This window comes from Streptomyces orinoci (assembly GCF_003121295.1).
GTDB classification, from domain to species: Bacteria; Actinomycetota; Actinomycetes; order Streptomycetales; family Streptomycetaceae; genus Streptomyces; species Streptomyces orinoci.
In genome coordinates this window covers 1607768-1632791 of the sequence record NZ_PHNC01000031.1, presented here as the reverse complement: position 1 = coordinate 1632791, position 25024 = coordinate 1607768, and the positions used below count along the sequence as shown (strand labels likewise).

The 25024-nt window shown below is 69.3% G+C and carries 27 protein-coding genes; 17 read left to right on the top strand and 10 right to left on the bottom strand.

The genetic code is table 11. The features are described 5' to 3' along the window. Positions 1–112 precede the first annotated feature (112 nt). The 4 genes from CV755_RS29845 (at position 113) to CV755_RS29830 (ending at position 4666) form a co-directional block, all read left to right on the top strand. Positions 113–1708: a sensor histidine kinase gene (locus tag CV755_RS29845; protein ID WP_109283353.1), complete on the top strand. Its 1596-nt coding sequence runs from the start codon at positions 113–115 to the stop codon at positions 1706–1708. After that, positions 1705–2400 (top strand): response regulator, encoded by a 696-nt coding sequence (locus tag CV755_RS29840; RefSeq protein WP_109283352.1) that lies wholly within the window; start codon positions 1705–1707, stop codon positions 2398–2400. The genes CV755_RS29845 and CV755_RS29840 overlap by 4 nt, the downstream gene beginning before the upstream one ends. A gap of 68 nt (positions 2401–2468) precedes the next feature. Continuing rightward, on the top strand, positions 2469–3809 hold the full coding sequence (locus CV755_RS29835) for an extracellular solute-binding protein (protein ID WP_109283351.1): 1341 nt from the start codon (positions 2469–2471) through the stop codon (positions 3807–3809). A 2-nt stretch (positions 3810–3811) separates the two neighbouring features. Further along, the gene (locus CV755_RS29830) at positions 3812–4666 is read left to right on the top strand and encodes a carbohydrate ABC transporter permease (RefSeq protein ID WP_109283350.1); all 855 of its coding nucleotides are present in this window, start codon (positions 3812–3814) and stop codon (positions 4664–4666) included. A 15-nt stretch (positions 4667–4681) separates the two neighbouring features. On the opposite strand, the gene CV755_RS29825 is transcribed toward CV755_RS29830, so the two are convergent. Both CV755_RS29825 and CV755_RS29820 read right to left on the bottom strand, forming a co-directional pair. Then, complete coding sequence (locus tag CV755_RS29825) at positions 4682–5512, bottom strand: MmyB family transcriptional regulator (RefSeq protein ID WP_109283349.1); 831 nt, start codon at positions 5510–5512, stop codon at positions 4682–4684. Between the two features lie 776 nt (positions 5513–6288). Continuing rightward, a complete protein-coding gene (locus CV755_RS29820; RefSeq protein ID WP_109283348.1) occupies positions 6289–7071 on the bottom strand; it encodes a VOC family protein in 783 nt (260 codons plus the stop codon). Between the two features lie 163 nt (positions 7072–7234). Here CV755_RS29820 and CV755_RS29815 point away from each other — a divergent pair, with 163 nt between their 5' ends. Then, positions 7235–7651: a CBS domain-containing protein gene (locus CV755_RS29815; RefSeq protein WP_109283347.1), complete on the top strand. Its 417-nt coding sequence runs from the start codon at positions 7235–7237 to the stop codon at positions 7649–7651. 109 nt (positions 7652–7760) lie between these two features. On the opposite strand, the gene CV755_RS29810 is transcribed toward CV755_RS29815, so the two are convergent. Beyond that, the gene (locus tag CV755_RS29810) at positions 7761–8510 is read right to left on the bottom strand and encodes an SDR family NAD(P)-dependent oxidoreductase (protein ID WP_109283346.1); all 750 of its coding nucleotides are present in this window, start codon (positions 8508–8510) and stop codon (positions 7761–7763) included. 100 nt (positions 8511–8610) lie between these two features. Between CV755_RS29810 and CV755_RS29805 the strand changes: the two genes are divergently transcribed. Together CV755_RS29805 and CV755_RS29800 are read left to right on the top strand one after the other, a co-directional pair. Further along, positions 8611–9195, top strand: a complete 585-nt coding sequence (locus tag CV755_RS29805) for a TetR/AcrR family transcriptional regulator (protein ID WP_109283345.1) — start codon at positions 8611–8613, stop codon at positions 9193–9195. Positions 9196–9281: 86 nt separating this feature from the next. Continuing rightward, positions 9282–10118, top strand: a complete 837-nt coding sequence (locus CV755_RS29800; RefSeq protein ID WP_109283344.1) for a carbohydrate ABC transporter permease — start codon at positions 9282–9284, stop codon at positions 10116–10118. Between the two features lie 25 nt (positions 10119–10143). On the opposite strand, the gene CV755_RS29795 is transcribed toward CV755_RS29800, so the two are convergent. Both CV755_RS29795 and CV755_RS29790 read right to left on the bottom strand, forming a co-directional pair. Further along, positions 10144–10524 carry a hypothetical protein gene (locus CV755_RS29795; RefSeq protein WP_109283343.1) on the bottom strand — a complete coding sequence of 127 codons (381 nt, stop codon included), beginning with the start codon at positions 10522–10524 and terminating at the stop codon, positions 10144–10146. Between the two features lie 36 nt (positions 10525–10560). Beyond that, positions 10561–10896, bottom strand: a complete 336-nt coding sequence (locus CV755_RS29790) for a hypothetical protein (protein WP_153068768.1) — start codon at positions 10894–10896, stop codon at positions 10561–10563. 37 nt (positions 10897–10933) lie between these two features. Here CV755_RS29790 and CV755_RS29785 point away from each other — a divergent pair, with 37 nt between their 5' ends. From CV755_RS29785 to CV755_RS29775, 3 genes are all read left to right on the top strand, one after another. Next, positions 10934–11176 carry a hypothetical protein gene (locus tag CV755_RS29785; protein WP_109283341.1) on the top strand — a complete coding sequence of 81 codons (243 nt, stop codon included), beginning with the start codon at positions 10934–10936 and terminating at the stop codon, positions 11174–11176. A 583-nt stretch (positions 11177–11759) separates the two neighbouring features. Beyond that, positions 11760–12728 carry a hypothetical protein gene (locus tag CV755_RS34390; protein WP_153068767.1) on the top strand — a complete coding sequence of 323 codons (969 nt, stop codon included), beginning with the start codon at positions 11760–11762 and terminating at the stop codon, positions 12726–12728. Positions 12729–13241: 513 nt separating this feature from the next. Continuing rightward, entirely contained in the window at positions 13242–14822 is a 1581-nt protein-coding gene (locus tag CV755_RS29775; protein WP_241561446.1) for an FG-GAP-like repeat-containing protein, read from the top strand. A 235-nt stretch (positions 14823–15057) separates the two neighbouring features. On the opposite strand, the gene CV755_RS34815 is transcribed toward CV755_RS29775, so the two are convergent. Both CV755_RS34815 and CV755_RS34810 read right to left on the bottom strand, forming a co-directional pair. After that, entirely contained in the window at positions 15058–15270 is a 213-nt protein-coding gene (locus CV755_RS34815; protein WP_161968766.1) for a hypothetical protein, read from the bottom strand. After that, positions 15264–15425: a hypothetical protein gene (locus CV755_RS34810; protein ID WP_161968765.1), complete on the bottom strand. Its 162-nt coding sequence runs from the start codon at positions 15423–15425 to the stop codon at positions 15264–15266. The genes CV755_RS34815 and CV755_RS34810 overlap by 7 nt, the downstream gene beginning before the upstream one ends. 349 nt (positions 15426–15774) lie before the next feature. Here CV755_RS34810 and CV755_RS29770 point away from each other — a divergent pair, with 349 nt between their 5' ends. The 4 genes from CV755_RS29770 to CV755_RS29755 are packed head-to-tail and all read left to right on the top strand — an operon-like array spanning position 15775 to position 17315. After that, positions 15775–16611 carry a helix-turn-helix domain-containing protein gene (locus tag CV755_RS29770; RefSeq protein WP_109283338.1) on the top strand — a complete coding sequence of 279 codons (837 nt, stop codon included), beginning with the start codon at positions 15775–15777 and terminating at the stop codon, positions 16609–16611. Beyond that, positions 16608–16817 (top strand): DUF397 domain-containing protein, encoded by a 210-nt coding sequence (locus CV755_RS29765; protein ID WP_109283337.1) that lies wholly within the window; start codon positions 16608–16610, stop codon positions 16815–16817. The genes CV755_RS29770 and CV755_RS29765 overlap by 4 nt, the downstream gene beginning before the upstream one ends. Before the next feature lie 33 nt (positions 16818–16850). Beyond that, positions 16851–17060 (top strand): DUF397 domain-containing protein, encoded by a 210-nt coding sequence (locus CV755_RS29760; RefSeq protein ID WP_109283336.1) that lies wholly within the window; start codon positions 16851–16853, stop codon positions 17058–17060. 45 nt (positions 17061–17105) lie between these two features. Next, on the top strand, positions 17106–17315 hold the full coding sequence (locus CV755_RS29755; RefSeq protein WP_109283335.1) for a DUF397 domain-containing protein: 210 nt from the start codon (positions 17106–17108) through the stop codon (positions 17313–17315). A gap of 27 nt (positions 17316–17342) precedes the next feature. On the opposite strand, the gene CV755_RS29750 is transcribed toward CV755_RS29755, so the two are convergent. Both CV755_RS29750 and CV755_RS29745 read right to left on the bottom strand, forming a co-directional pair. After that, positions 17343–18227, bottom strand: coding sequence for an aldo/keto reductase (locus CV755_RS29750; RefSeq protein WP_109283334.1), 885 nt, complete (start codon positions 18225–18227; stop codon positions 17343–17345). Between the two features lie 3 nt (positions 18228–18230). Then, entirely contained in the window at positions 18231–19157 is a 927-nt protein-coding gene (locus CV755_RS29745) for an NAD-dependent epimerase/dehydratase family protein (RefSeq protein ID WP_109283333.1), read from the bottom strand. Positions 19158–19260: 103 nt separating this feature from the next. Between CV755_RS29745 and CV755_RS29740 the strand changes: the two genes are divergently transcribed. Beyond that, positions 19261–20139 (top strand): LysR family transcriptional regulator, encoded by an 879-nt coding sequence (locus tag CV755_RS29740; protein WP_109283332.1) that lies wholly within the window; start codon positions 19261–19263, stop codon positions 20137–20139. Positions 20140–20323: 184 nt separating this feature from the next. Here CV755_RS29740 and CV755_RS29735 read toward each other — a convergent pair whose 3' ends face one another. Beyond that, on the bottom strand, positions 20324–21349 hold the full coding sequence (locus CV755_RS29735; protein ID WP_109283331.1) for an ATP-dependent 6-phosphofructokinase: 1026 nt from the start codon (positions 21347–21349) through the stop codon (positions 20324–20326). Positions 21350–21580: 231 nt separating this feature from the next. Between CV755_RS29735 and pta the strand changes: the two genes are divergently transcribed. Then, on the top strand, positions 21581–23677 hold the full coding sequence (gene pta, locus CV755_RS29730; RefSeq protein ID WP_109283330.1) for a phosphate acetyltransferase: 2097 nt from the start codon (positions 21581–21583) through the stop codon (positions 23675–23677). An 80-nt stretch (positions 23678–23757) separates the two neighbouring features. After that, positions 23758–24969 carry an acetate kinase gene (locus CV755_RS29725; RefSeq protein ID WP_109283329.1) on the top strand — a complete coding sequence of 404 codons (1212 nt, stop codon included), beginning with the start codon at positions 23758–23760 and terminating at the stop codon, positions 24967–24969. The last annotated feature ends 55 nt before the right edge of the window (positions 24970–25024 follow it).

The window sequence follows — 25024 nt, the reverse complement described above, 5'->3', positions numbered from 1 at the left end:
GTTGCCTCCTCGTTCTCGCGGCTCGTCCCGAGGACTATGCACGTCCGCTGTGACGGCGGTCACCCTTAAGTGCATTACGTTCACCAATGCACCACAAGGCACACTGTCCGCCATGCGTAGACCCCGCAGCCTGGCCGGCCGGCTGTTCGCCGTGCAGATCGTGCTGGTCACCGCCGTGGTGACCACCTGCGCCGCGTTCGCCTACCTCTCCGACCGGTCGGAGGCCGAGGAGTCCGCCCGCCGCACGGTGACCGCCATCGCCACCGCGGTGGCCGCCTCGCCGGCGGTGCGCCAGGCGGCCGTCTCGGCGGACCCGGCCCGTTCCCTCAAGCCCTACGCCGAGCAGGTCCGGCGGGACACCGGGGTCGATTTCGTGACCATCATGAGCCCGGCCGGCATCCGCTGGACCCATCCCGATCCGGCCAGGATCGGCGAGCGGTTCCTGGGCCACACCGGCCCCGCCCTGGCGGGCCGTACCTTCGCCGAGACCTACACCGGCACCCTGGGCCCCTCGGTACGCGCGGTCACCCCGGTACGCGGCACCGGCGGCAGGGTCGTCGGGCTGGTGAGCGCGGGGATCACGGTGAAGACCATCAGCCGCCGGCTGAGCGGGCAGGTGGCAGCGCTGCTGGCGGTGGCGGTGGGCGCGCTGGCCCTGGGCGGCGCCGGTTCGTATCTGCTCAACACCCGGCTGCGCCGCCACACCCATGGCATGAACGCCGAGGAGCTGGCCCGGATGCACGACTACCACCAGGCCACCCTGCACGCGGTGCGCGAGGGGCTGTTGATGCTGGACGGGCAGGGGCGGGTGGCCCTGGTCAATGACGGCGGGCGGGAACTGCTGGGACTGCGCGGACGGGCGGTGATCGGCCGCCCGGTGCGCCGGCTGGGACTGCCGCCGGGGCTCACCGAGGCCCTGCTGTCCGGTGCGCCCCGGGTGGACGAGGTGTATCTGACCGACGACCGGATCGTGGTGCTCAACACCTCCCCGGTCTCCGGCGGGGAGCACCGGGGCACCGTGGCCACCCTCCGCGACCACACCGAACTCCAGGCGCTCACCGGCGAGTTGGACTCGGTACGCGGCTTCGCCGAAGCGCTGCGCTCCCAGGCGCACGAGGCGGCCAACCGGCTGCACACCGTGGTCTCACTGATCGAACTTGGCCGTGCCGAGGAGGCGGTGGGCTTCGCCACCGCCGAACTCCAGCTGGCCCAGGCGCTCACCGACCGGGTGGTGGACGCCGTCGCCGAACCGGTGCTGGCCGCCCTGCTGCTGGGCAAGGCCGCCCAGGCCGGCGAGCGCGGGGCGGAGCTGCTGCTCACCGAGGACTCCCAGCTGGACGACGGTCTGCTGCCGGCCCAGCTGCCCACCCGCGACCTGGTCACCGTGCTGGGCAATCTGATCGACAACGCCATGGACGCGGTGGCGGCCACCGACCGGCCCAGAATCACCGTCACGGTCCGGGCCGAGGACGGTGAACTGCTGCTGAGAGTCGGCGACTGCGGCCCCGGGGTACCGCCGGAGCGGGCCGAGGAGCTCTTCGGCCGGGGCGTCTCCGGCAAGGCGCCCGGCCGCGGCCTGGGCCTGGCCCTGGTGCGGCAGGCCGTCCGGCGCCATGGCGGCACCGTGGAAGTGGGCCAAGCCCCCTCCGGCGGCGCCGAGTTCACCGTACGGCTGCCGCTCGGGACGCCCGCCGGGAGCCGGCCGTGACCGGCCAGGGCCCGCCGATCCGGGTGCTGGTGGTGGAGGACGACCCGGTGGCCGCCGACGCCCACGCCCTCTATGTCGGCCGGGTGCCCGGCTTCACAGTGGCCGGGGTGGCGCACTCGGTGGCGGACGCCGCCCAGTTCCTCAAACGCGCCCCGGTAGACCTGCTGTTGCTGGACTTCTATCTGCCCGACGGGCACGGCCTGCGCTTTCTGCGCTCGCTGCGCTCGGCGGGCCATGGCGCCCATGTGATCGCGGTGACCTCGGCCCGCGATCTGGCGGTGGTCCGGGAGGGCGTCTCGCTGGGCGTGGTCCAGTACGTCCTCAAGCCCTTCACCTTCACCACCCTGCGGGACCGGCTGCTGCGCTACGCCGAGTTCCGGACCACCGCCGGGGAGGCCGGCGACCAGGAGGAAGTGGACCGCGCGCTGGCGGTGCTGCGCTCGCCCCGCCCGGCCCCGCTGCCCAAGGGCCTCAGCCCGGCCACCCTGCGGGCCATCACCGAGGTGCTGCGCGGCGCCGGCGACCAGGGGGTCTCCGCGGGCGCGGCGGGGGCCGAGGTGGGCATCTCCCGGATCACCGCCCGGCGGTATCTGGAACACCTGGTGGACACCGGACGCGCCGTGCGGGCCCCGCGCTATGGGCAGGTGGGCCGCCCCGAGCTGCGCTACCGCTGGGTGACCGGGGGCCGCTGAACGCGTGCGGGCGGGCCGGCCCGGGAACGTACCCAGGCAGCAAGGTGCCGACAACAGGAGGTCGTCCCATGCGCCCCACCGCCCCCGCGCTGCTCGCCACCGCCCTGGTCCTCGCCTCGCTCAGCGCCTGTGGCGGTGGCAGCGACGGCGGCCCGGACACCGTGCGCATCGCCTACCAGCGCAGTACCGACAACAAGTTCCGCATCATGGACGACTATCTGGCCACCGTGAAAAAGGAGTTCGAGCGGGACCATCCCGGCAAGAAGCTCAAGCTCATTCCCATCCAGGCGGCCGAGAACGACTACTACACCAAGCTCCAGCAGATGATGCGTTCCCCCCGGACCGCACCGGATGTGGTCCGCGAGGACACCTTTCTGATCAACTCCGATATCAAAAGCGGCTACTTGAGACCGCTGGACGACAAGCTGGCCTCCTGGCCGGAGTGGCGGCACTACCTTCCCACCGCCAGGGCGGCGGCCCGGGGCGAGGACGGCAAGACCTATGGCGTGCCGGACGGCACCGACACCCGGGGGCTGTGGTTCAACAAGGAGATCTTCGCCCGCGCCGGACTGCCCGCCGACTGGCACCCGCGCGACTGGCAGCAGGTGCTGGACGCGGCCCGTACCGTCAAGGCCAAGGTGCCCGGGGTGATCCCGCTGAACGTCTACACCGGCAAGGGGCCGGGCGAGGCCGCGGTGATCCAGGGCTTTGAGATGCTGCTCTACGGCACCGGCCCCGACCCGCTCTACCGCCCGGCGGACAAGAAGTGGGTGACCGGCGGCCAGGGCTTCAAGGACGCGCTGGCCTTTGTCCGCACCGTCTACGGCGAGAAGCTGGGCCCCGACCCCTCCGACGCCCTGGACCCCAATGTCAGCACCCGGGTGATCAACGACTGGCTGCCCGCCGGAAAGCTCGCCATCGACCTGGACGGCTCCTGGCTGGGCCAGAGCTGGCTGCCCACCGGCAGCAAACCCTGGCCCCGCTGGTCCACCGTGCTGGGCCAGGCCGCCTTCCCCACCCAGCACGGCGCCGCCCCGGGCCGGGTCAGCCTCTCCGGCGGCTGGACCTGGTCCATCACCGCCAAGTCCGCCAGGTCCGAGCTGGCCTGGCAGGCCATCGCCACCCTCCAGAACCGGGCCAACGCCCTTGAGTGGTGCGTCCGGGACGCCCAGATCGCGGTCCGCGACGATGTGGCCGCCGACCGCCGGTACCTGGGCTCCATGCCCGCCGTGGCCTTCTTCACCGGTCTGGTCAAGGACACCCACTACCGCCCCGCGCTGCCGGTCTACCCGCAGATCTCCAGCGCCATCGGGGAGGCCATGGAGTCGGTGACCACCGGCGACGCCACCGTGGATCAGGCCGCCCACCACTACGACCAGCAGGTCCGCGCCATCACCGGCGGGCAGTGACCATGCGCCGCCTCGTCCGCCGGCTGCCCCTTCTCCCGGCCACCGTGCTGATGCTGCTCTTCCTGGCCGGGCCCATCGGCTACTGCGTCTATCTGGCCTTCACCAATACCCAGTTGACCGGCCAGGCGTCCGCCTCCTTCACCGGGCTGGCCAACTTCCGCCGGGCCTTCGCCGACGAGGGCTTCCGCAACGCGGTGGTGCTCACCCTGGTGTTCACCGTGCTGTCCTCGCTGATCGGCCAGAACACCCTGGGCTTCGCACTGGCCGCGCTGATGCGCCGGGCCTCCAGGCCGGTGCGCACCCTCACCGGCTCGGTGGTGATCGCCGCCTGGGTGCTCCCGGAGATCGTGGCGGGCTTTCTGCTCTACACCTTCTTCAACCGCCGCGGCACCCTGGACACCCTGCTGGAACACCTTCATCTGCCCACCCAGAACTGGCTGTTCACCCTGCCCATCCTGGCCGTCTCCTTCGCCAACGTCTGGCGCGGCACCGCCTTCTCCATGCTGGTCTACTCCGCCGCGCTGGCCGACATCCCCCAGGAGATCACCGAGGCGGCCGAGGTGGACGGGGCCGGCGGGCTGCGCCGGCTGTGGCATATCACCCTGCCCATGCTGCGCCGCTCCATCGGCACCAATCTGATGCTCAACACCCTGCAGACGCTCTCGGTGTTCGGGCTGATCTGGGCCATGACCCGGGGCGGGCCCGGCCGGCGCAGCCAGACGCTCCCGGTCTTCATGTACGACCAGGCGTTCCTGAAGTCCCTTATCGGCTACGGCACCGCGGTGGCGCTGCTCCTGCTGCTGGTGGGCGCCCTGTTCTCGGCGGTGTATCTGCGGCTGCTACGCGAGGAGTTGTGAGCTCCCGCCGGAGCGTTACTGGGGGCTGAGCGCTCTGAGCCGGGAGTCGCCGGGGCGGTCCTCACCCGGGTGGAAGACGATGATCATCAGCCGGATGCCCGGGGTGTCCAGCGGCTGCGCCGGGCACATATGCACCCAGCCGGGCCCCTTGAGGGGGTGCAGCAACGGCCGTTCATAGCGGTACGCCTGGGCGCCCGGGGAGACCCCGCCGGCCCGGAACATCGGCCCGGTGACCGGGTCGGCCAGCACCACTTCCTTGATCTCCGCCAGGGTGGGGTCGTCCGGCATGGCGGCCAGCGCGGACCGCAGCTGGGGCAGGATCAGCGGCAGCCAGCACTCCTCCCAACGGGCCAGGATCCGCCGGGCGTCGGCGTGATTGGCCATCCAGCGCATGCTGTTCTCCGGCACCTTGCCGCCGGGGAACAGATCGGCGAAGGGCTGGTTGTAGTCCAGCACCCGCCAGGACTGGTCGGCCACATAGGCCATATGGGATATTCCGTGCACCACCTCACGCCAGGCCTCCACCACCTCCTGGCCGGAGCCGGGGTCGAGCGGGGTTGGCGGGTCACGGCGCAGGGTATAGCGCCACAGCAGGGTCCACTCATGCTCGGTGAAGGCCAGCAGCCGGGCGACATCCCGCAATAAATCCTCGGAGGGATTGGGGTAGTTGCCGGTTTCGAGACGGTTGTAGGTACCCTGTGCACGATGCAACAGCTGGTCCATCTGCGCCTGGGTCAGCCCCGGCGCCCGTCGGCCCTGCCGTAATGACCTGAACAGACCGTAGGCGCCTGGATCGATGAGCGCCCTGCTCTCCCGCAGCAGGGCCTGCAACGCCTGCTTGTCCATTCCGGTTTCCCCCTATCACGGCCACCCCTCAGCAGGGAAGTGGATTACTGTGGGGAATTTTTCCAGGGAAAAGTTCCCCACAGTAATGATCGCATCTCTCCTGCATCATCTGGCTACCGGCCACTTGCGGGCCGGGAACGGCGACGGCCTGCGGGTTCGCTCCACGGGGGAGAACGAATCCGCGGGCGGCCCGTCGCCGAGAGCGAGACAACGGCGCAAAGGAGGCAGGATGCGCCAGATGACCGTCGCGGACAGGCGGCGCCAACTGGAAATAATCAGGCGGCAGTTGCCGCGATCCGCCTTATCCGGCCCCCCGGCGGCGCCTTGCGGCCGCCATCGGCAGCAGGAAACCCTCGCCTGTTACCAGACGAGGGCTTTTGACATTTGACGTTACGTCAGCCGAATCACATAGCCCTGGCAGCCCGGGCAGTGCGACACCGCAGGCATAGCCCGGCCGTACTCACCGCCCTCGCCTCGAACGGGGTAATTCCCTTGCGAATGACGGCCTTTCTCCGGTGCGGCAGGCATCCATTGCGCGGACCGGCCGCCCCGGGCATGACCAAGGCGGCCTCCCCGGCGCCGTGGCCCGCGGCCCCATGGGCCGGCCAGCACGGCGCCGGTCACCTTGCCGCACTCCCGCGAACCCTGCCCTCCGTGGATTGACCACGACTTGGGGATCAAGCGGGATGTCCGGCCCAGATCGGGCATGCGGCAAAGCATAGGCAAAATCGCCTCACCCAGTGCCCCATGCCGTGTGCCGCACGGCACACATTCGCTTACGCCGGAGACGCCGGCGCCGGCTTGAGTACCGCGAACACCGCCCCGAAGGGGTCGGCCAGCCAGGCGATCCGGCCCACATCCGGGACATCCGAGGCGGGCATCACCACCGAACCACCGCCCTCCTGTGCCTTGGTGACCTTCTCGTCCGCGTCGGCCACCGCGAAGTACGGGATCCAGCGCGGCCGGTCGCCCTCCTGCAACGGGGCCATCCCGCCGAAGGCCGCGCTCTCCGGCTCCCCCTCGGCGGTGGCCAGGATCTTGTAGACCATCCCCGGCACCTCCATGTCCTCGCCCCGCCAGCCGAACAGCCCCCGGTAGAAGGCATAGACGGCGGTGGCGTCGGCGGCATGGAGCTCCGCCCAGCACAGGGCGTTGTCCACCGAGGCCAGCTCGAAGCCCTTGACCGCGCCGGGCTGCCAGACCGCGAACTCGGCCCCGCCGGGGTCGGTGAAGGCGGCCAGCCGCCCCGCCTCCATCACATCGGAGGGGGCCATCCGCACCGAACCGCCGCCCTGCTCCACGGCCTTGGCCGTGGCATCGGCGTCCGGGGTCTGGAAGTAGACCGTCCAGGCCGAGGAGGCACCCTCCTCGGTGAGCGGCCCTATGGCGGCGACCGTCTTGCCGTCCTGCTGGCAGAAGCCATAGCCCCCGCTCTCCGGACCGGCGGACTGGAATTCCCAGCCGAAGACGGCGCCATAGAAGGCGGCGGCCGCCTCCACATCGGGGGTGCCCAGATCGATCCAGTTGGGGGCGCCGGTGACGAAGTTGGTTCCGAGCATGATGGGTGCTCCTTCGACGGATTCGCGGCATGGTGCCGTCTTCCTCAGTCTGGCACCGGCCACTGACAACCGCCCGGCCCCCGGCCCGGCCCCGAGGTGCATGCCCGCGCCCCTGGCGCAAGGATGGAAATGGAGGCATCCGAACGCCCTCAGGAGGGACGCCATGACCACCGCCAAGGACATCATGCACCCGGGCGCGCACTGGATCCCGGCGACCGAGACCCTGCAGCATGCGGCCCAGCGGATGCGCGATCTGAGCGTGGGGGCCCTGCCGGTCAGTGACGAGGACGAGCGGCTGTGCGGGATCATCACCGACCGGGACATCGTCATCAACTGCGTGGCCGAGGGCCATGACCCGTCCACCTGCACCGCCGCCGACCTGGCACAGGGCACCCCACGCTGGATCGACGCCAACGCCGATGTACAGGAGGTCGTCCGGGAGATGGGCAGCCACCACATCCGGCGGCTCCCGGTGATCGAGAACAAGAAGCTGGTCGGCATGATCAGCGAGGCGGATGTGGCCCGTAACCTGCCGCAGGACCAGGTCGCCGCCTTCGCGGCCCGGGTGTATTCGGATTAGGGCACCGCTGGGTTGGGTTCCGGGTGCGGGTTGTGTGGTGCGCCGGCCGCTCGCGCGCACGCGGCGGGGCCGCATGTCCAATACGGCCCGCGCTCCTGCGGGCCACTCCTCAGGCCAGGTAGCCGCCGTCGATGTCGAGGGTGGTGCCGGTGATGAACGAGGCGTCCGGACCGGCCAGGAAGGCCACGGCCGCCGCGATCTCCTCGGGACGGCCGTAACGGCCCATGGCGTTGCCCGCGCGCTGCTCGTCGGCCCGCGGCCCGTCCGCCGGGTTCATATCGGTGTCCACCGAGCCGGGCTGCACCACATTGACGGTGATGCCCCGGGGCGCCAGGTCCCAGGCGGCCCCTTTGCTGTAGGCCACCAGCGCCGCCTTGGTCGCCGCATAGTCCGCCATCCCGGAGCGGCCGACCCGGACGCCCAGGTTGGAGCCGATGGTGATGATGCGCCCGCCCTCGCCCAGCAGGGGGGCCGCGGCGCGGATACCCGCCGTCACCCCGCCGAGGTTCACCGTCAACTGCCGGTCCAGCGCGGCGAGATCGGCCCCGATGTCGTCCACCGCACCGGGCGCCAGCACTCCGGCGTTGTTCACCAGAATGTCCAGTCGCCCGAAGTCCCTGGCCACGGTGGCCACCAGCTCGGCCACCTCGGCCGGCCGGCCCTGGTCGGCCCGGTACGCCCCGGCCCGTGCCCCCGACTCCCTGAGCTCCCGCACCACCGCCTCCGCCTTGTCCGCAGAAGCGGCATAGCCGATCGCCACATCCGCGCCGGCTTCGGCCAGCGCCCGGGCGGTGGCCGCCCCTATGCCCCGCGATCCGCCGGTGACCAGTGCGACCTTACCCGCCAGCGTCTTGCCCATCGGTGTCCTCCCCAAGATCTGTACCGCTCGGTATACAAGTGGGACGCTAACATATCGATCAGTACAGAAGCCAAGGACGGCAGGAAGGCGAGGCTCGGCCATGGCAACCGGACGCCCCCGTGAGTTCGACCTGGAAGAGGGCCTGGACCGCGCGCTGCGCGTGTTCTGGCGGCATGGCTACGAGGGCACCGCGCTCTCCGACCTCACCAAGGCGATGGGCATCAACCGGCCCAGCCTGTATGCCGCCTACGGCAACAAGGAGTCCCTGTTCCGCAAGTGCCTGGACCGCTACGGCCAGGGGCCGGCGAGCCATGTCGGAGAGGCCATGACCCAGCCCACCGCGCGAGCCACCGCCGAGTACCTGCTGCGCGGTGTGATCCGGGTGACCACCCGCGAGGAGGGCCCGGGCTGTCTGCTGATCCAGGGCGCGCTGGCCACCAGCGCCCAGGCCGGCCCGGTGCGCCAGGAGGTGATCGCCCGACGGCAGGCCGGGGAGGCGGCACTGCGGGACCGGTTCCAACGCGCCCTGGTTGAGGGCGAGTTGCCGCCCGGTACCGATGCGGCCGATCTCGCCCGCTATATCAGCCTGGTCTCCTACGGCATCGCGGTCCAGGCGGCCGACGGCGCGAGCGCCGGGGAACTGGGGCGGGCGGTGGACCTGGCGCTGACCGCCTGGCCCCGCTGAGTCCGGGCCGGGTACGCGCCCTGTCCGGCCGTACGGCGGCGGCGCTATGCTCCGGGCGGTAGCCCGGTTATGCGTACGGAGGTGCCATGCCCCCGTCCCCCCACCGCCGCACCCGCCACCGGCTGGCCGCCGACGCCGCGCTGCTGCTGGTCACGGCCGCCTTCGCACTCCCCCTGCTGTGGCTGCTGCTGGCCTCCGTCGATCCACAGGCCCAGCTGAGCGTCCGCTGGCCCGCCTCCCCCGGCACCGGGAACTTCTCCGCGGTGCTCAACGAGGACACCACCTTCCGGCCCATGCTCAACAGCCTGCTGCTGTGCGGCGGCGCCACCGCGCTCACGGTGGGCTGCGCCGCGCTGGCCGCCTATCCGCTGTCCCGCTTTCCCTCCCGTTTCAACCGGCCCTACCTGCTGACCATCCTGTTCTCCACCTGTCTGCCGATCACGGCCATCATGGTGCCGGTGTACGGGCTGTTCGTCCGGGTCAACCTCATCGACACCCTGTACGGCACCGCGCTGTTCATGGCCGCCGCGCAACTTCCCTTCGCCATCTGGCTGATGAAGAACTTCATGGACTCGGTGCCCAAGTCACTGGAGGAGGCGGCCTGGACGGACGGGGCGGGCTGGCTCCAGTCACTGACCCGGGTGGTGCTGCCGCTGATGGGCCCCGGGGTGTCCGTGGTGGCCATCTACTGCTTCGCCCTGATGTGGGGGAACTTCTTCGTACCCTTCCTGCTGCTGCTCTCCCCCGACCAACTCCCCGCCTCGGTCACGGTGTTCACCTTCTTCGGCAGCTATGGCCAGATCATCTACGGCCAGCTGGCCGCCTTCGCCATCCTCTACTCCACCCCCGTGGTGCTGCTCTATGCGCTGATCGCCCGCCGACTGGGCGCGGGCTTCGCGATGGGCGGGGCGGTGAAGGGGTGAGCCTGGCCGGGCCGGTGGACCTGGGTCAGCGCGCGTCGAGTTGCGCGCTCAACGCCATGACGAGGTGGTATCCCCCAGTCAAATCAATGTCGGTCTGCTCTCGGAGCAGTTTGATGGCCGAGTCCTGGTCTCCGTCACGCAACAGGTTCCTCATCTCACTGACCAGCCTGGCATCGCACTGCCGCAGCGCGTCCACTGCCTGCCGGTAGTCGATGGGCAGCGTATGCCCCTGGGTGAGCATGTTCAGGGCGACGGGCGCCACATGAATGCTGAGGCCGGACCCCTTGCGCAGCCGGCGGACGGCCTGGGCGGTGCGGCCCTGCGCCGCCAGGGCCTTCGCCGCGTCCTGGACTTCCTGCGCGACCGGCGTGATCAGAGCTGTTGTGCGTGCCTTGGTACTCGTCATGACGATGGGGACTCCCCGGTCAGTGGCATTGCCTCTTTATCGAGTCAACACCGAGCACGGCCGATGCCAAACCGCCAAGGGTTGCACCGAGTTCACTGATCTTCTCTTCGCCCCTGGGGCAATACGGATCAGCAGGTAGGCCGCCTTCTTTACGCCTCCCGCCTTGTTGATGAACTTCTTGAGCTTGACGACCTTGGCAACGGGAACCGCACCGCCGGCGACGGCGGCGGTGATGGCGGCCACGCACCTGGTGGTCTGCCACCAGCCGAAGGCCACGGCGCCGCCCTGGTAGGTGGGGAGGTGTTCGGCCAGGTATGCCTGGACCGCCGCCTCTCCTTGCTCAGCCGGGCTGTCGGGCATCGCGTTGATCACGTCAAGAGCGGCCAGGAACCGTTGCCCGTCAGCCTAGTTGAGTTTCATCCTGGGCCGGCGTGCGCGCGGTCGGCTCGGCGAGGTGGAAGCCGACCGTTCGTGGGTGTTGCGCTCGGCAGCCATGGCGGCCGAGGAGAGTCCGGTGCTGAAGATTGCCGCCGTGGCTATGGCAGCCGTCACCGTGGTCAGTCCGGTTCTCCCATTCACTGTTGAGCTCTGGCTGATCGAGCCGGGCATGTACGGCGCGCACCGTGGAGCAGTCGCCATTGAACAGGAGTGATCATGAAAGAGATGGCGGGGTTGGGGAAGCCCGCTTGGGCACACACTCGTCAAGATCGGCTGGAATCGCCATCACCACTGTCTTAAATCCTTCAACTGCTCCGAGCTCAGGCGCACGAGGGCGTTCGGAGCGGACCGCCTTGGCCCTGGGGAAGTACATGGTTCAAGCAAAGCTCAGGGCATGAGTGGTTTACGAAACGGTTGTGTGCACGAGCGTCAACGTGGCATGATCACTTCGACTCGCCACCGCCCAGAACAATCTGAGGCAGCCCATCGGGTGCAGGGGACGGGGAGTTGGGGGGAACGACCGTGAACAGAAGTGGAATGCGCGGGGCCATACCTTTCGGGGCTCGGAGCCTGCACCGTGTAAAAACCGCTGGCTTGACGGCAGTACCGGGTGCCCACATGGCCGCCCGAAATTTTGCCGCTGTGCAGAGGCTACCCATCGGCGGCTCCGCAGCAGGAACGGCGAACCGATCGCTGCCGACTGCCGCAATTGGCTGCGCCTCCTACCCTTCTGCCTTCTTGGGTGACCGCCAAGAAAACGAAGCGGGCGCGTTCATCGCTCTTCTCCGGAGGCGTTGATGCACCGTCCCGCCCGCCTACCCGCCTTCGCCGCCGCCGTGGCAAGCGCGCTGTTCCTCTCTGTTGCCCCGGCACATGCGGAGACACCGTCACCCTCAACGTCCGCTTCACCGACCGCTCCCGTGCGGCCGCGGCTTGAAGTGTTCGGCTTGGGCCCGCATGGGCACACGCCGGTGCGGGCCGGTGGTATCGCCGCCGTCCACCTCAGTGGAATGCCCCCCGGCTGGGACAAAGCTAAGATCAGGGCCCGGCCTGCCGACCCCAATGACCAACTGTCGTATCTCTTTCCGAACGTGGTGGAAGTTACTCCGCGCGATGATCGGGCGACGGAAAGCGGGGATGAATACGGTCATTACACGACCGGCTATCCGGGGCGATATGTGGTCACCGCTTACTATCACGAGCGGGAAATCGCCAGCACTGAGGTGACGGTGAATAAAGCGCCTTATTCGGGCTATGTCCACCGTTTCGACGTCTACCCTCGCTACAGCGACCCCATTGACCCAGTGGTGCAAGCGCATCGAGTACGCCCTGGTGCGCAGGCAGCTGTCTCTATGGCTGTCGACAAAGATGAGCCGGGCACTCTCCAGGCGAAGTCCCCGGCATTTGAGCACCCGTTGGTTCTGCGCATGCATACCGATGACGACCCAGGACTCCGACAGGACGAGGAGAACGGGCCCTACGTGTATGCGGGGCACGTCCAGTTGCGACGGGATCTCCCCGAGGGGGTCTATCCGGTCACGGTGTCCTCGCATAGGGGACGGCAGAGCGTGACTCAGAACCTGATCGTGTCCTCGAAAGCTGAAGTGCCGTCGTCCCCGCCTCCCAGCTCTTCCGCATCGACTGCGCCCAATAGTCGGCCCAGTCCCTGGCTGTGGGCCGTCATCGCCGTTGCTTCTGTCGGGCTGGTGACCATCGTCACCCTTACCGTCCGCGACCGGCGACGCAGGAACTCCACCGCGGCCTAGGCCTCCTCCCCTCAACCTTCCGGAACCGGGCCCCCCGGGCCGGAAGCCCATTGGCGAGCCCTCATTCAGTGCAGGCGCTCGTCTCTAAAGCCTTCCCTGAAAACAGGGGAGCCGTTTATCCGAGTGAAAAGTGAAGCCATGTCATTGCACGGAGCCCGGCTCCGGCGTGCCGTCATAGCTGCAGCAGGTCTCCTCGTCCTGGCTGCCGGCCCGGCAATAGCCGCAGACGCACAGACGCCAAACCCACCCAACAGGTCCAATGCGGCCGCCACGCACCCCGGCGCAGCCTCCAGCACGGCGGCCGCCCCCCTGCCGAACTCCACGCCGCTGGCGTCCCCTACGCAGGAGGCCTCCCCGACTCCGACAGATCCCGCTCAGGACGACACTGACGGTGATGCGGAAGCCGAGGCACTAAGCCGGTTCTGGACACCCGAGCGCATCGCCTCCGCCACCGACCCCTCCGGGCGGCCCCCTGCGCCGACCGGTACTCCCCCCACGACTGATACGCCGGGCGTGGCGGCGGGCGACCAGGCGCATCCCTCCGGCGGCCTGAAATCCGTCGGCGCGCTCTTCGGCCTCGACAAAAACCTTAAGGCCCACTACTGCTCGGCCAGCGTGGTCCAAAGCCCGGGGCATAATCTCATCCTGACCGCAGGCCACTGCGCATTCCACGAGCATGTGGCGTTCGTGCCCAACTACTCTTCCGCGGCCGTCCAGCCATACGGAATCTGGCCGGTGAAAAAATGGTTTATCTACGGCCAATATCAAGGTAGTGATGACAGAAGCCCCACTTCTGACCTGGACTTCTCGTTCGCCAGCCTGAAGTCGGTCAAGGGTAAGAATGTGCAGGACGTGGTGGGCGGCAACACCCTTGCCCGCACCAAGAGCTTTTACAACAACGTTACGATCTTCGGCTACCCCATGATCGGCCACAATAGAGCCGACACAGCGGTGAAGTGTGACACCAAGACATGGCCGCTGTCGGGGTACAACCAGATGCAGATCGACTGCGCTGGCATGTGGGGCGGCGTCTCGGGAGGACCCTGGTTCTCCGAGATCCACGGCGCAACCGGTGTGATCATCGGGAACGTTGGTGGCTACAACGGCGGGGGTATTACCAAAACCGACTGGCGGTACCCCAAAATGTACGACCGCATCACCTACAGTCCGATGCATCAGGACTACTTCTTCCGTCTCTACGATGACGCTCAGCACGGCCGCAGCCCCCACTACAGCGACTACCAACAGCCCACCGTCCCTGGCTACACCATGGGCGGCGCCAGTACCTGGAAGCACGCCAAGCTGATGGCCGCTGGCGACTTCAATGGCCGCGGGCGCAGCGACCTGATCGTGGTGTGGACCGATGGTGAGGTCACTCTCTACAACAGCGATGGCCGCGGCGGATTCAGCGGTGAGCAGCCACTGGCGCCGCAAGGCAGCGTATGGAAGTACGCGGAAGGGATCACCGCTGGTGACTTCACCGGCTCCAACCAGTTCGACTTGCTGGTGCGTTGGTCCGATGGCGAGGTCTCGCTCTTCGGCGATGTCGGCTCAAGGGGCCTGAACTGGGACGGCACCACGATGGTCGAAAAGAAGACGGCCCAAGCCGAGACCTGGAAGCACGCCACCCAGATCACTGCGGGCCGCTTCAACGCCGACAAATACGTCACCGACCTGATGGTGCGCTGGTCCGATGGCGAGCTGACGCTCTACACCAACGTCGGGGCGGAAAGGAAGTTCTCGGAGGAGCACAAGCTCAAGGACTCCAACAAGGCGTGGGAGGACGCGACTTTGCTGACCGCCGGCGAGTTCAGCGGGAACAGCAAGTGGGATCTGCTGGTGCGCTGGAAGGACGGCTCGATCAACAGCTACGTGGGCACCACCGTCAACGGCCTGGGCGCCACCCACACCGTCCACGGGGGCAACTTCAGCACCTGGACTCACAGCACTGTCATGACCACCGGTAACTTCACCGGCAACGGCCGCACCGACGACCTCGTCATCCGCTGGTCCGACGGCGAGACTTCCCTCTACGAGGACACCAGCAGCGAACACCTCGGCACCGAACACACCCTCGTCCCGTCCAGCGGCTGACCCACCGCATCGGCGAACTTCCGTCTCGTCGCAGGGGCGTTGGCCGCTCACAGCAGTCACGGAAGCGGCCAACTGACCGGGGCGACAGATCTGCGCTCCATGCCCATCTGCACATGACGAAATGCCCTGCCCCTTGCCGATCGCAAGGGCAGGGCATCATGCGTCCATGTCGTGTGCCGGTCAGTCACTTACGCGGCCTCGGGGTCACCGCGCGTCCTCCTGGTGCGGGGTGCCCTCAAGGTTGGCGGCCCCATGCCTCGCGGTGCTTCGCCGCTTGCTCCTCGGCCGTCCGGCGCTGCTCCTCAAAGTGCTGTACGCCCGCCCATTCGGCGCGCCCCATGGCCCCGTTGACAGCGCTGCGGAATTGGTTGCAGACGGGACAGGTCTCCTTCGCCGGGTAGGCCGGCGGGCCGCCGGTGTGCGGGACAGGGGGCCGGGGCGTCAGCATGTGAACCCCTTGCGGTTGAGCATCGTGACGCGGGCGTCCAGGGTTTCGCGGGCACTGGCGCGGCGGAAGGTCCTGGTCACCCAGGGCTCCCCGCCTTCCGGCGCGCGCAAGGTCACCTCGCCTTCCGGGCCGTCCCACGCGATGGCCACGCCCACGCGTGCGCGTGAAGTGTCCGCCACCCATTCCCCGAGTCCGGGCGCCCACTGAGGCGAGCCTCCCTCGCCGGATACGAACTGTCCGTGGCGCGAGGTCCGTTCACCGGTGCGACGGTCCGGGGGCCAGGCGGCACTGGACTGGGGTGCCTGTCTCTGTGCGTCGGCTCTGGGGGTGCCGGGGGCGGAGGAGGCAGAGGTTGGGGACGGGGGTTCTGCTGCGTGGTGGGGGGTCTTGCCGGGCACGACTGCTCCTCTGTGTAGCGAAACGGCTACGCGGAGGGCTCAGCGTGTCCCATACTTAGACACCCTTCAAGCTGTTGGAGGGGAACGGAGGGATGGTGAACCGCCCTTGAATCGCAAGGAGTTGAACCCGGACGCCTCGCCGGAGGCGGCATACGGGGCGCGTTTGCGCGGCTTGCGGGAGGCGCGCGGCTGGACCCAAGAGGACCTCGCCGACCGCACGGAATATTCCAGCGTGCATATTTCTGCGGTAGAAACCGGTCGGAAACCTCCGACTCTTCGCTTCTCGCGTAGTACGGACCAGGCCTTCGGGCTTACGGGCACAGCAGACACGTTCGAGCGCCAGTACCGCGAGATCAAGCATGGCGCGTTGCTGGAGGGGTTCCCGGAGTACGTTAAGTACGAGGCCCGGGCGGTGGAGATCCGGCTGTTCCAGATCGGGCTCGTTCCTGGCCTGTTGCAGACCCCCGAGTACGCACGGGCGTTGGCGGATGGTGATGTGCAGCGCGGAGCCATCACGCCTGAACAGGCAGAGGAGCGCGTCTCCTTCCTCGCGCAGAGACAAGCCGCGCTGGTGCGCCCTCGGCCACCCATGATGCTGGTGGTGATGGATGAGAGCTGTCTTCGCCATGCGGTGGGCGCCGCCGAGGTTATGGAGGGCCAGTTTCGCCGATTGGTCGAAGTCGCCTCCCTCCCCAACTGGGTATTGCTGGTGTCACCCTGTGAGATAGGAGCGCGGCGCTCGTTCAACCTCCCAATGAACTTGCTGACGATGTCGGACCTGTCCGTGGTGGCGTACGCGGAGTCCCAGTTGCGAGGACACCTGGAGCGCGATACGGCAGCCGTGCTGCCCCTGCTGACGGCCTACCATCAGCTACAGGCCGAAGCGCTGTCACAGGCGGAGTCTCTGGCCATGATCGAGCAGATAGGAAAGGGCACACCGTGACGACCGAATCCCCCCGCTGGTTCAAGTCCTCCTACAGCAGCAACGGCGGCGATTGCGTTGAGATTGCGGCCAACCTTGCCGTCGCAAGCGGTACCGTCCCCGTCCGCGACTCCAAAGCCCCCCAAGGCCCCGCACTGGCCTTCCCCATGCCCTCCTGGGCCTCGTTCATAACGGGCGTCAAGGGTGGGGGCCAGCCCACTGTGTGACCTCAACGTCGAGCAGGTACGAAAGGGCGCACTGTGACGACTGAACGCCCCCGCTGGTTCAAGTCCTCCTACAGCAGCAACGGCGGCAACTGCGTGGAAGTTGCCGCCAACCTTGTCCGCGCTAGCGGTACCGTCCCCGTCCGTGACAGCAAGGCCTCTCACAGGCCCGCGTTGCGCTTCCCATCCGGCGCCTGGTCCGCCTTTGTGACCGGCGTCAAGAGCGGTTCCCATCCCACCGTGTGACTCCAAGCTCAGCCAACTGCACGGAGGTTGGCGAAAGGGTGCCCCGTGACGACCGAGTCCCCCCGCTGGTACAAGTCCTCCCACAGCAACAACGGCGGCAACTGCATCGAGATAGCCACCAACCTTGCCGTCGCGATCGGCACCGTCCCCGTCCGCGACTCCAAAGCCCCCCAAGGCCCCGAGCTGACCTTCCCCGTGTCCTCCTGGACCTCCTTCGTAACCGGCGTCAAGGGCAGGGGTCAGTCGGCCATGTGACCTCAAGGGCAGGGCATGCCCCTCCACTTACCCCGCGACATCGGCCGAGAGGCGAGCGATCTCCTCCTCCGTGAGGGAGAGACCCGCCGCCCCGGCCGAATCGCGGATGGACTCCGGGCGGGACGCACCAGGGATCGGGATCACGGCCGGGGAAAGGGCCAGCAGCCAGGCCAGGCAGACCTGTTGCGGGCTCACCCCGCGCTCGCGGGCCACCCGGTGGAACTGCGGGTGGGCGACCGCGCCCTGGCCGTCACCGTCCAGCGCACTGCGCGAGATCCCGCCCAGCGGGCTCCACGGCAGAAAGGCCAGGCCCAGTTCCTCGCAGAGCCGCAGTTCCGCCTCGCTGTCCCGGACGGCCGGGGAGAAGCGGTTCTGTACGGACACCAGCCGGTCGCCGAGGATCTCCCAAGCCTGGGAAATCTGCTCACGGTTGACATTGGAGATGCCCGCCGCGCGGATCTTGCCCTCGTCCAGTAGATCCGCCAGTGCGCCCACCGAATCCTCCCAGCGCACCGAGGGGTCCGGCTTATGGAGCTGGTAGAGGCCGATGGCCTCGACACCCAGCCGCCGCAGTGAGCCGGCGCAGGCCCGTTTGAGGTGTTCCGGGCGGCCGTTGACCGTCCAGGAGCCGTCGCCGGGGCGTCCCCGGCCGCCCTTGGTGGCGATCAGCACCGCGTCCCGGTCACCGCCGTAGCGGGACAGCGCGCGGGCGATCAGCGACTCATTGTGTCCGGCCTCGCCGGGCAGCAGATGGTAGGAGTCGGCGGTGTCGATCAGGGTGACCCCGGCGTCCAGCGCGGCATGGACCGTGGCCAGGGCGCGGGCCTCGTCGGGGCGGCCCTCAATGGACAGCGGCATGGCTCCCAGGCCCACGGCACCGACGGTGGTGGTACCAAGCTTGCGTCGGCGCATCTTTCAGACCTCTTCCATGAGTTCTTCGAGTTCTTCGGCGATGACCTCCGGCAGCCAGTCACCGGTGTGGCCGAAGCGGTAACCCAGCCGCTCCGCCCGGGAGTTGTCCATGCCGTAGTAGCGGTCGAAGGCATAGGGCGAGGCGGCCGAGCGCACCGTGCGGTAGACCGGCTCGCGCCCCGCCTGCGCGGCGATGCGCTCGCACAGACCGGTCACCGTCAGCTCGCCGTGGGAGCGGGCGTTGACCGGACCGGTGAACTCTTCGCCCGCCGCCCAGACCAGGAAGTCGGCGATCTCATGGGCGCTGATGAAGGAGGAGGGGTGGTTCACCGGGTGGACGTCCACCGGCCGCCCGGCCCGGATGCGCTCCGCGTAGTGCCGCAGCCGTCCGGTGAAGTCGGCGGCTCCGCCGCCCAGTACATGGGCCGACCGTACGGCGGCGAAGGGGAAGGCGGCGTCCCGGGTGAAGACGGCCTCCGCCTGGCGCTTGCCCTCGCCGTAGTGGGCGTTCCGGAACTCTTCCTCATGCCAGGGGAGTTCGGGGCGTACCGCCTGACGGGCGGGGTCGGCGGCCTCCTCGGTCAGCGGTGCGGTGCCGCGCCGGATGTGCTCGGAGGTGGCCGGATCGTAGACCTCGATGGTGGAGGTCATCAGATAGCGCCCGGTGCGGTCGCGGAACACCTCGGCCGCCACGGCTGCTTGGCGCGGTGTGCCGCAGACCTGGTCGAGGACCACATCGAAGGTCCGGCCGCCCAGCGCGGCCCGCAGGGCGGTGGCATCGTCGCGGTCGGCGATCAGATGCTCCACCCCCGGCGGGGCGGGTGCCGAACCCCGGTTGATCAGGGTCACCTGGTCGCCCTCGTCCCGCAGGCGCTGGACCACCCGCCGGCCGAAGTACCGGCTGCCCCCGATCACGGCAATCTTCCGCATCACTTCTCCCCTGTTTCCCCGGCCGTCTGCCGTGGCCCCAGCCTTCCCGAATACGATCAACAGCAGAAGTGGGGGCTTGCTTAATCCGTCGTTAGGGAGACTGATGATCGATGTCCAGCGGCTGCGCACCCTGCGCGAGGTGGCCCGGCACGGCAGCTTCAACAAGGCGGCCGCCGCACTGCTGTTGACGCCCTCCGCCGTGTCCCAGCAAATAGCCGCGCTGGAACGGAGTCTGGGTACCGAGGTGGTGCGGCGCAGCACCCGGGGTGTGACGCTCACCGATCCGGGGCGGCTGCTGGTGGAGACGGCGGAGACGGTCGATGCCGAACTCAGCCAGGCGCGGCGGCGGATAGACCGGCTGGCCATGGGCAGCCCCGCACTGACCGTGGCCACCTTCGGCAGCGGCGGCCGGCGGCTGCTGCCCCCGGCACTGACCCGGTTTGTCGCCGATCATCCCGGGGTGGAACTGACCGTCCTCCACCGGGAACCGGAGCACAGCCTGCCGCTGGTCCGCGAGGGCGGGGCCGATCTGGCCCTGGCCTACCACTTCGACGGCCCGCTGCCGGTGCGCACCGGGCTGGAGTGGACGCCCCTGGTGGACGACCCGCTGTCGGCCGTCCTGCCCAGCGGGCACCGGCTGGCCGGCCGGGAGAGTCTGGAGATGGGCGAACTCTTCGGGGAGCGCTGGGTGTTGGGGTGTATGAAGACCCAGGCGTTCCTGGAACGGTATGCCGCACTGGCGGGGCGAGAACTGCGTATCGCCTCCGCGACCACGGACTACTTCTTCGCCCAGACGCTGGTCGCGGCCGGGGTGGGCGTCTCGCTGATCCCCAGCGTCGCTCTGGCCCCGTCCACGGCCGGCCTGGCGGTCGTCCCGATCACGCCGCCGCGCCCCGCGCGCTACATCGGCGTGGCCACGCCCGACCGAGGCCGGACCAGCCCGTACGCCCGCGCCCTGCTGGCGGCATTGCTCGCCCCCTAAGGGGCGCGGGGCGGCTGCACCATGCAGCTCCGCCGCGTGGGTGCGACCAGCCACCCACGGCCCGCACACGACAAGTGACCGACGGCATGGGGCCGCTCTGCTTTGCTGCGGGCCGGTGGGGGTTGGTCGCGCCCACGCGGCGGAGCCGCATATCGTCTGGGCCCCGCGCCCCTGGCGGGGGCCCCTAGAAGACGGACTCCGCCTCGTCCATCCGGTCCTCCGGCACCCGCTTGAGCTCGGTGATCGCGTCGGCCAGCGGCACCATCGTGATCTGCGTACCGCGCAGCGCGGTCATCATCCCGAACTCGCCACGGTGCGCGGCCTCCACCGCGTGCCAGCCGAAGCGCGTGGCCAGCACCCGGTCGTATGCGGTGGGCGTGCCGCCGCGCTGGACGTGGCCCAGGATGACCGGGCGGGCCTCCTTGCCCAGCCGGCGCTCCAGCTCACCGGCCAGCTTGGTGCCGATCCCGGCGAAGCGCTCATGTCCGAACTGGTCTATGGCGCCCTTGGCGTAGTCCATGGTGCCCTCGGCCGGGTGCGCGCCCTCGGCCACACAGATCACCGCGAACTTCTTGCCCCGGGCGAAGCGTTCCTCGACCATCGACACCAGATCGGCCGGGTCGAAGGCGCGCTCCGGCAGGCAGATGCCATGGGCACCGCCGGCCATGCCGGACTCCAGGGCGATCCAGCCGGCGTGGCGGCCCATCACCTCGACGACCATCACCCGCTGGTGGGACTCGGCGGTGGTCTTCAGCCGGTCGATGGCCTCGGTGGCGACGCCGACGGCCGTGTCGAAGCCAAAGGTGCGGTCGGTGGAGGAGATGTCGTTGTCGATGGTCTTGGGCACGCCCACCACGGGCAGGCCGGCCTCGGAGAGCATCCGGGCGGCGGTCAGGGTGCCCTCGCCGCCGATCGGGATCAGGGCGTCGATCCCGTACTCACGGGAGAAGTCCTTGGCGGTCTCACAGGCCTCGCGCAGCCGGGCGCGCTCCAGGCGGGCCGAGCCCAGGATGGTGCCGCCGCGGGCCAGGATGCCGCTGACCGCGTCCAGATCGAGCTTGCGGAAGCGTCCTTCCAGCAGGCCCTTGAAGCCGTCCTCGAAGCCGATGACCTCGTCACCGTGCTCCACCAGCGCCCGGTGTACCACCGAGCGGATGACAGCGTTCAGGCCAGGGCAGTCGCCGCCCGCGGTGAGGACTCCGATGCGCATCGTGCTGTGTCTCCTGCTCGCTACTGGTACCTGTGAGCCGGACCCGATTGTTCCATGGGCCCGCCGGTGCTGCCGCATCCATGGTCACCCGCCTGACGCGCGCCTTATCCACGGTCGCAGGTATTGTCAAGAGGGCAAGCCCACCCTATCGGGTAATTTCACAGGCCGAGCAGGCACAGGCCGAGCAGGCTCGGGCACAACGACAGCCAGCCATGGAAGAGGAGAGCACGCGTGACGCGCAGCGTGTACGTGACCGGGACCGACCGGGGAGACGGCCGCCAGGTCATCGAGCTGGGAGTCATGGAGCTCCTGACCCGCCATGTGGACCGGGTCGGGGTGTTCCGGCCGCTGGTCCACGGTGACGGGCCGGACCTCCTCTTCGGCCTGCTGCGGGCCCGCTACCGGCTGACCCAGTCCCCCGAAAGCGTCTATGGCCTCAGCTATGCCGAGGCCTCCGCCCTCCAGGCCGAGCGCGGCACCGACGAGCTGGTCTCCCACCTGGTGGAGCGCTATCTGGCGGTGGCCCGGGAGTATGAGTACGTCCTGGTGCTGGGCACCGACTATGTGGGCTCCAACCTCCCCGACGAGCTGGCCCTCAACGCCCGGCTGGCCAATGAGTTCGGCGCCTCGGTGATCACCGTGGTGGGCGGCCAGAACCAGACGGCCGAGTCGGTGCGCGCCGAGGCCCGTAACGCCTACCGCGCCTACCAGGCGCTGGGCTGCGATGTGGTGGCCCTGGTGGTCAACCGGGTCGCCCCGGGCGACCGGGAGTCGATAGCCGAGCGGCTCACCGCCAGCCTGCCGGTGCCCTGCTACGCCCTGCCCGAGGACGCCACTCTCTCCGCGCCCACCGTGGCGCAGATCGTCCGCAAGCTGGACGCCGAGGTGCTGCTGGGCGATGACGCGGGCCTGGCCCGGGACGCCAAGGACTTTGTGTTCGGCGGCGCCATGCTGCCCGTCTTCCTGCCCGCGCTGACCGACGGCTGTCTGGTGGTGACCCCCGGCGACCGGGTGGACCTGATCCTGGGCGCGCTGGCCGCGCACAGCGCGGGCGCCCCGCCGATCGCCGGTGTGCTGCTCACCCTGGACCAGAAGCCCGGCCCGGAGATCCTGGCGCTGGCCGACCGGCTGGCCCCGGGCACCCCGGTGGCCTCGGTGCCGGAGGGCTCCTTCCCCACCGCCGCCGAGCTGTTCGCCATCGAGGGCAAGCTGGACGGCACCTCGCCGCGCAAGGCGGAGACCGCGCTGGGCCTGTTCGAGCGGCATGTGGACACCGCCGCCCTGACCGAGCGGATCTCGGTCGCCGCCACGCCCCGGGTCACCCCGATGATGTTCGAGCACAAGCTGATCGAGCGCTCCCGCTCCGCCCGCCGCCGGGTGGTGCTGCCGGAGGGCACCGAGGACCGGGTGCTGCGCGCCGCCGATGTCCTGCTGCGCCGGGACGTCTGCGATCTGACCCTGCTGGGCGAGGCGGACGCCATCCGCAAGCGCGCCGCCGACCTGGGCATCGACCTGGGCGAGGCACAGCTGATCGACCCGCAGACCTCGCCGCTGCGGGAGCGCTTCGCCGAGATCTACGCCGCCGCCCGCGCCCACAAGGGCATGACCGTGGAGCTGGCGCACGATGTGGTCGCCGATGTCTCCTACTTCGGCACCCTGATGGTCCAGGAGGGGCTGGCCGACGGCATGGTCTCCGGCGCGGTGCACTCCACCGCCGCCACCATCCGCCCGGCCTTCGAGATCATCAAGACCGCGCCGGACGCCCAGATCGTGTCCTCGGTGTTCTTTATGTGCCTGGCCGACCGGGTGCTGGTGTACGGCGACTGCGCGGTCAACCCCGACCCCAACGCCGAGCAGCTGGCCGATATCGCCATCCAGTCCGCGGGCACCGCCCAGCAGTTCGGGGTGGAGCCGAGGATCGCCATGCTGTCCTACTCCACCGGGACCTCCGGCTCCGGCGCCGATGTGGACAAGGTCCGCCGGGCCACCGAGATCGTCCGGGAGCGCCGTCCGGACCTGCTGGTGGAGGGCCCCATCCAGTACGACGCCGCGGTGGACGCGGCGGTGGCCGCCACCAAGCTGCCCGGCTCGGAGGTGGCCGGCAAGGCCACGGTGCTGGTCTTCCCGGACCTCAACACCGGCAACAACACCTACAAGGCCGTCCAGCGCTCCGCCGGAGCGGTCGCCGTCGGCCCCGTCCTGCAGGGTCTGCGCAAGCCGGTCAACGACCTCTCGCGCGGTGCGCTGGTGCAGGACATCGTCAACACCGTGGCCATTACGGCCATCCAGGCCCAGGGCGAGCAGCGCGGCGAGCGCGTCGAACCCTGACGGCCCCACGGGCCCATCGCCCCGGCGCGATGGGCCCGTTGCCCGTTTCCCTCCCCAACTGCCCTTATGGAAAGCACCGCATGACTGCCAACGGCACCCGAGTCCTCGTCCTCAACTCCGGCTCCTCCTCGGTGAAGTACCAGCTGCTCGACATGGCCGACGGCGCCCGGCTGGCGGCCGGCCTGGTCGAGCGCATCGGGGAGCAGACCTCGCGCCTGGTGCACACCCCGCTGGCCACGGGCGGCGACAAGCGCGAGCAGGAGGCGCCCATCGCCGACCACTCCGCCGCCCTCCAGGCGGTCGCCGCCGAGCTGGCCGCCGACGGGCTGGGGCTGGACTCCCCCGAGCTGGCGGCCATCGGCCACCGGGTGGTGCACGGCGGCAAGCAGTTCACCGAGCCCACGCTGATCACCGATGAGGTGCTGGCCGAGATCGAGCGGCTGATCCCGGTGGCCCCGCTGCACAACCCGGCCAACCTCACCGGCATCCGTACCGCCATGGCGCTGCGCCCCGATCTGCCGCAGGTGGCCGTGTTCGACACCGCCTTCCACACCACCATGCCGGAGCACGCCGCCCGCTACGCCATCGATGTGGCCACCGCGGACGCCTACCGGGTGCGCCGCTACGGCTTCCATGGCACCTCGCACGCCTATGTCTCCCGCAAGACCGCGGAGCTGCTGGGCAAGGACCCGTCCGAGGTCAATGTGATCGTGCTGCACCTGGGCAACGGGGCCTCCGCCACGGCGGTGGCCGGTGGCCGCTGTGTGGACACCTCCATGGGCCTGACCCCGCTGGAGGGCCTGGTGATGGGCACCCGCTCCGGTGACCTGGACCCGGCGGTGATCTTCCACCTGGCGCGCAATGCCTCGATGTCCATCGACGAGATCGACTCGCTGCTGAACAAGAAGAGCGGTCTGATCGGACTGTGCGGCGACAACGACATGCGCGAGATCCGCCGGCGCATCGACGAGGGCGACGAGCGGGCGAAGCTGGCCTTCGACATCTATGTGCACCGGCTGAAGAAGTACATCGGCGCCTACTACGCGGTGCTGGGCCGGGTGGACGCGGTGGCCTTCACCGCCGGGGTGGGCGAGAACGCGGCCCCGGTGCGCGAGGCCGCCATCGCCGGTCTGGAGGAGCTGGGCCTGGCGGTGGACGCCGGGCTCAACGCCGAGCACTCCGGTTCGGCCCGGCTGGTCTCCCCCGCCGGCTCCCGGGTAGCCGTGGCGGTGGTGCCCACCGATGAGGAGCTGGAGATCGCCACCCAGGTGTACGCCCTGGTCACCGCCTGATCCACCACAGTTCGCCGTACGTTCCCACAGCTCGAATATTCCGCTCTGAAACAAA

Coding starts and splice junctions, on each gene's coding strand:
- CV755_RS29845 (WP_109283353.1), top strand. CDS start 113: ATGCGTAGACCCCGCAGCCTGGCCGGCCGGCTGTTCGCCGTGCAGATC.
- CV755_RS29835 (WP_109283351.1), top strand. CDS start 2,469: ATGCGCCCCACCGCCCCCGCGCTGCTCGCCACCGCCCTGGTCCTCGCC.
- CV755_RS29830 (WP_109283350.1), top strand. CDS start 3,812: ATGCGCCGCCTCGTCCGCCGGCTGCCCCTTCTCCCGGCCACCGTGCTG.
- CV755_RS29825 (WP_109283349.1), bottom strand. CDS start 5,512: ATGGACAAGCAGGCGTTGCAGGCCCTGCTGCGGGAGAGCAGGGCGCTC.
- CV755_RS29820 (WP_109283348.1), bottom strand. CDS start 7,071: ATGCTCGGAACCAACTTCGTCACCGGCGCCCCCAACTGGATCGATCTG.
- CV755_RS29815 (WP_109283347.1), top strand. CDS start 7,235: ATGACCACCGCCAAGGACATCATGCACCCGGGCGCGCACTGGATCCCG.
- CV755_RS29810 (WP_109283346.1), bottom strand. CDS start 8,510: ATGGGCAAGACGCTGGCGGGTAAGGTCGCACTGGTCACCGGCGGATCG.
- CV755_RS29805 (WP_109283345.1), top strand. CDS start 8,611: ATGGCAACCGGACGCCCCCGTGAGTTCGACCTGGAAGAGGGCCTGGAC.
- CV755_RS29800 (WP_109283344.1), top strand. CDS start 9,282: ATGCCCCCGTCCCCCCACCGCCGCACCCGCCACCGGCTGGCCGCCGAC.
- CV755_RS29795 (WP_109283343.1), bottom strand. CDS start 10,524: ATGACGAGTACCAAGGCACGCACAACAGCTCTGATCACGCCGGTCGCG.
- CV755_RS34390 (WP_153068767.1), top strand. CDS start 11,760: ATGCACCGTCCCGCCCGCCTACCCGCCTTCGCCGCCGCCGTGGCAAGC.
- CV755_RS34815 (WP_161968766.1), bottom strand. CDS start 15,270: ATGCTGACGCCCCGGCCCCCTGTCCCGCACACCGGCGGCCCGCCGGCC.
- CV755_RS29750 (WP_109283334.1), bottom strand. CDS start 18,227: ATGCGCCGACGCAAGCTTGGTACCACCACCGTCGGTGCCGTGGGCCTG.
- CV755_RS29745 (WP_109283333.1), bottom strand. CDS start 19,157: ATGCGGAAGATTGCCGTGATCGGGGGCAGCCGGTACTTCGGCCGGCGG.
- CV755_RS29740 (WP_109283332.1), top strand. CDS start 19,261: ATGATCGATGTCCAGCGGCTGCGCACCCTGCGCGAGGTGGCCCGGCAC.
- CV755_RS29735 (WP_109283331.1), bottom strand. CDS start 21,349: ATGCGCATCGGAGTCCTCACCGCGGGCGGCGACTGCCCTGGCCTGAAC.
- CV755_RS29725 (WP_109283329.1), top strand. CDS start 23,758: ATGACTGCCAACGGCACCCGAGTCCTCGTCCTCAACTCCGGCTCCTCC.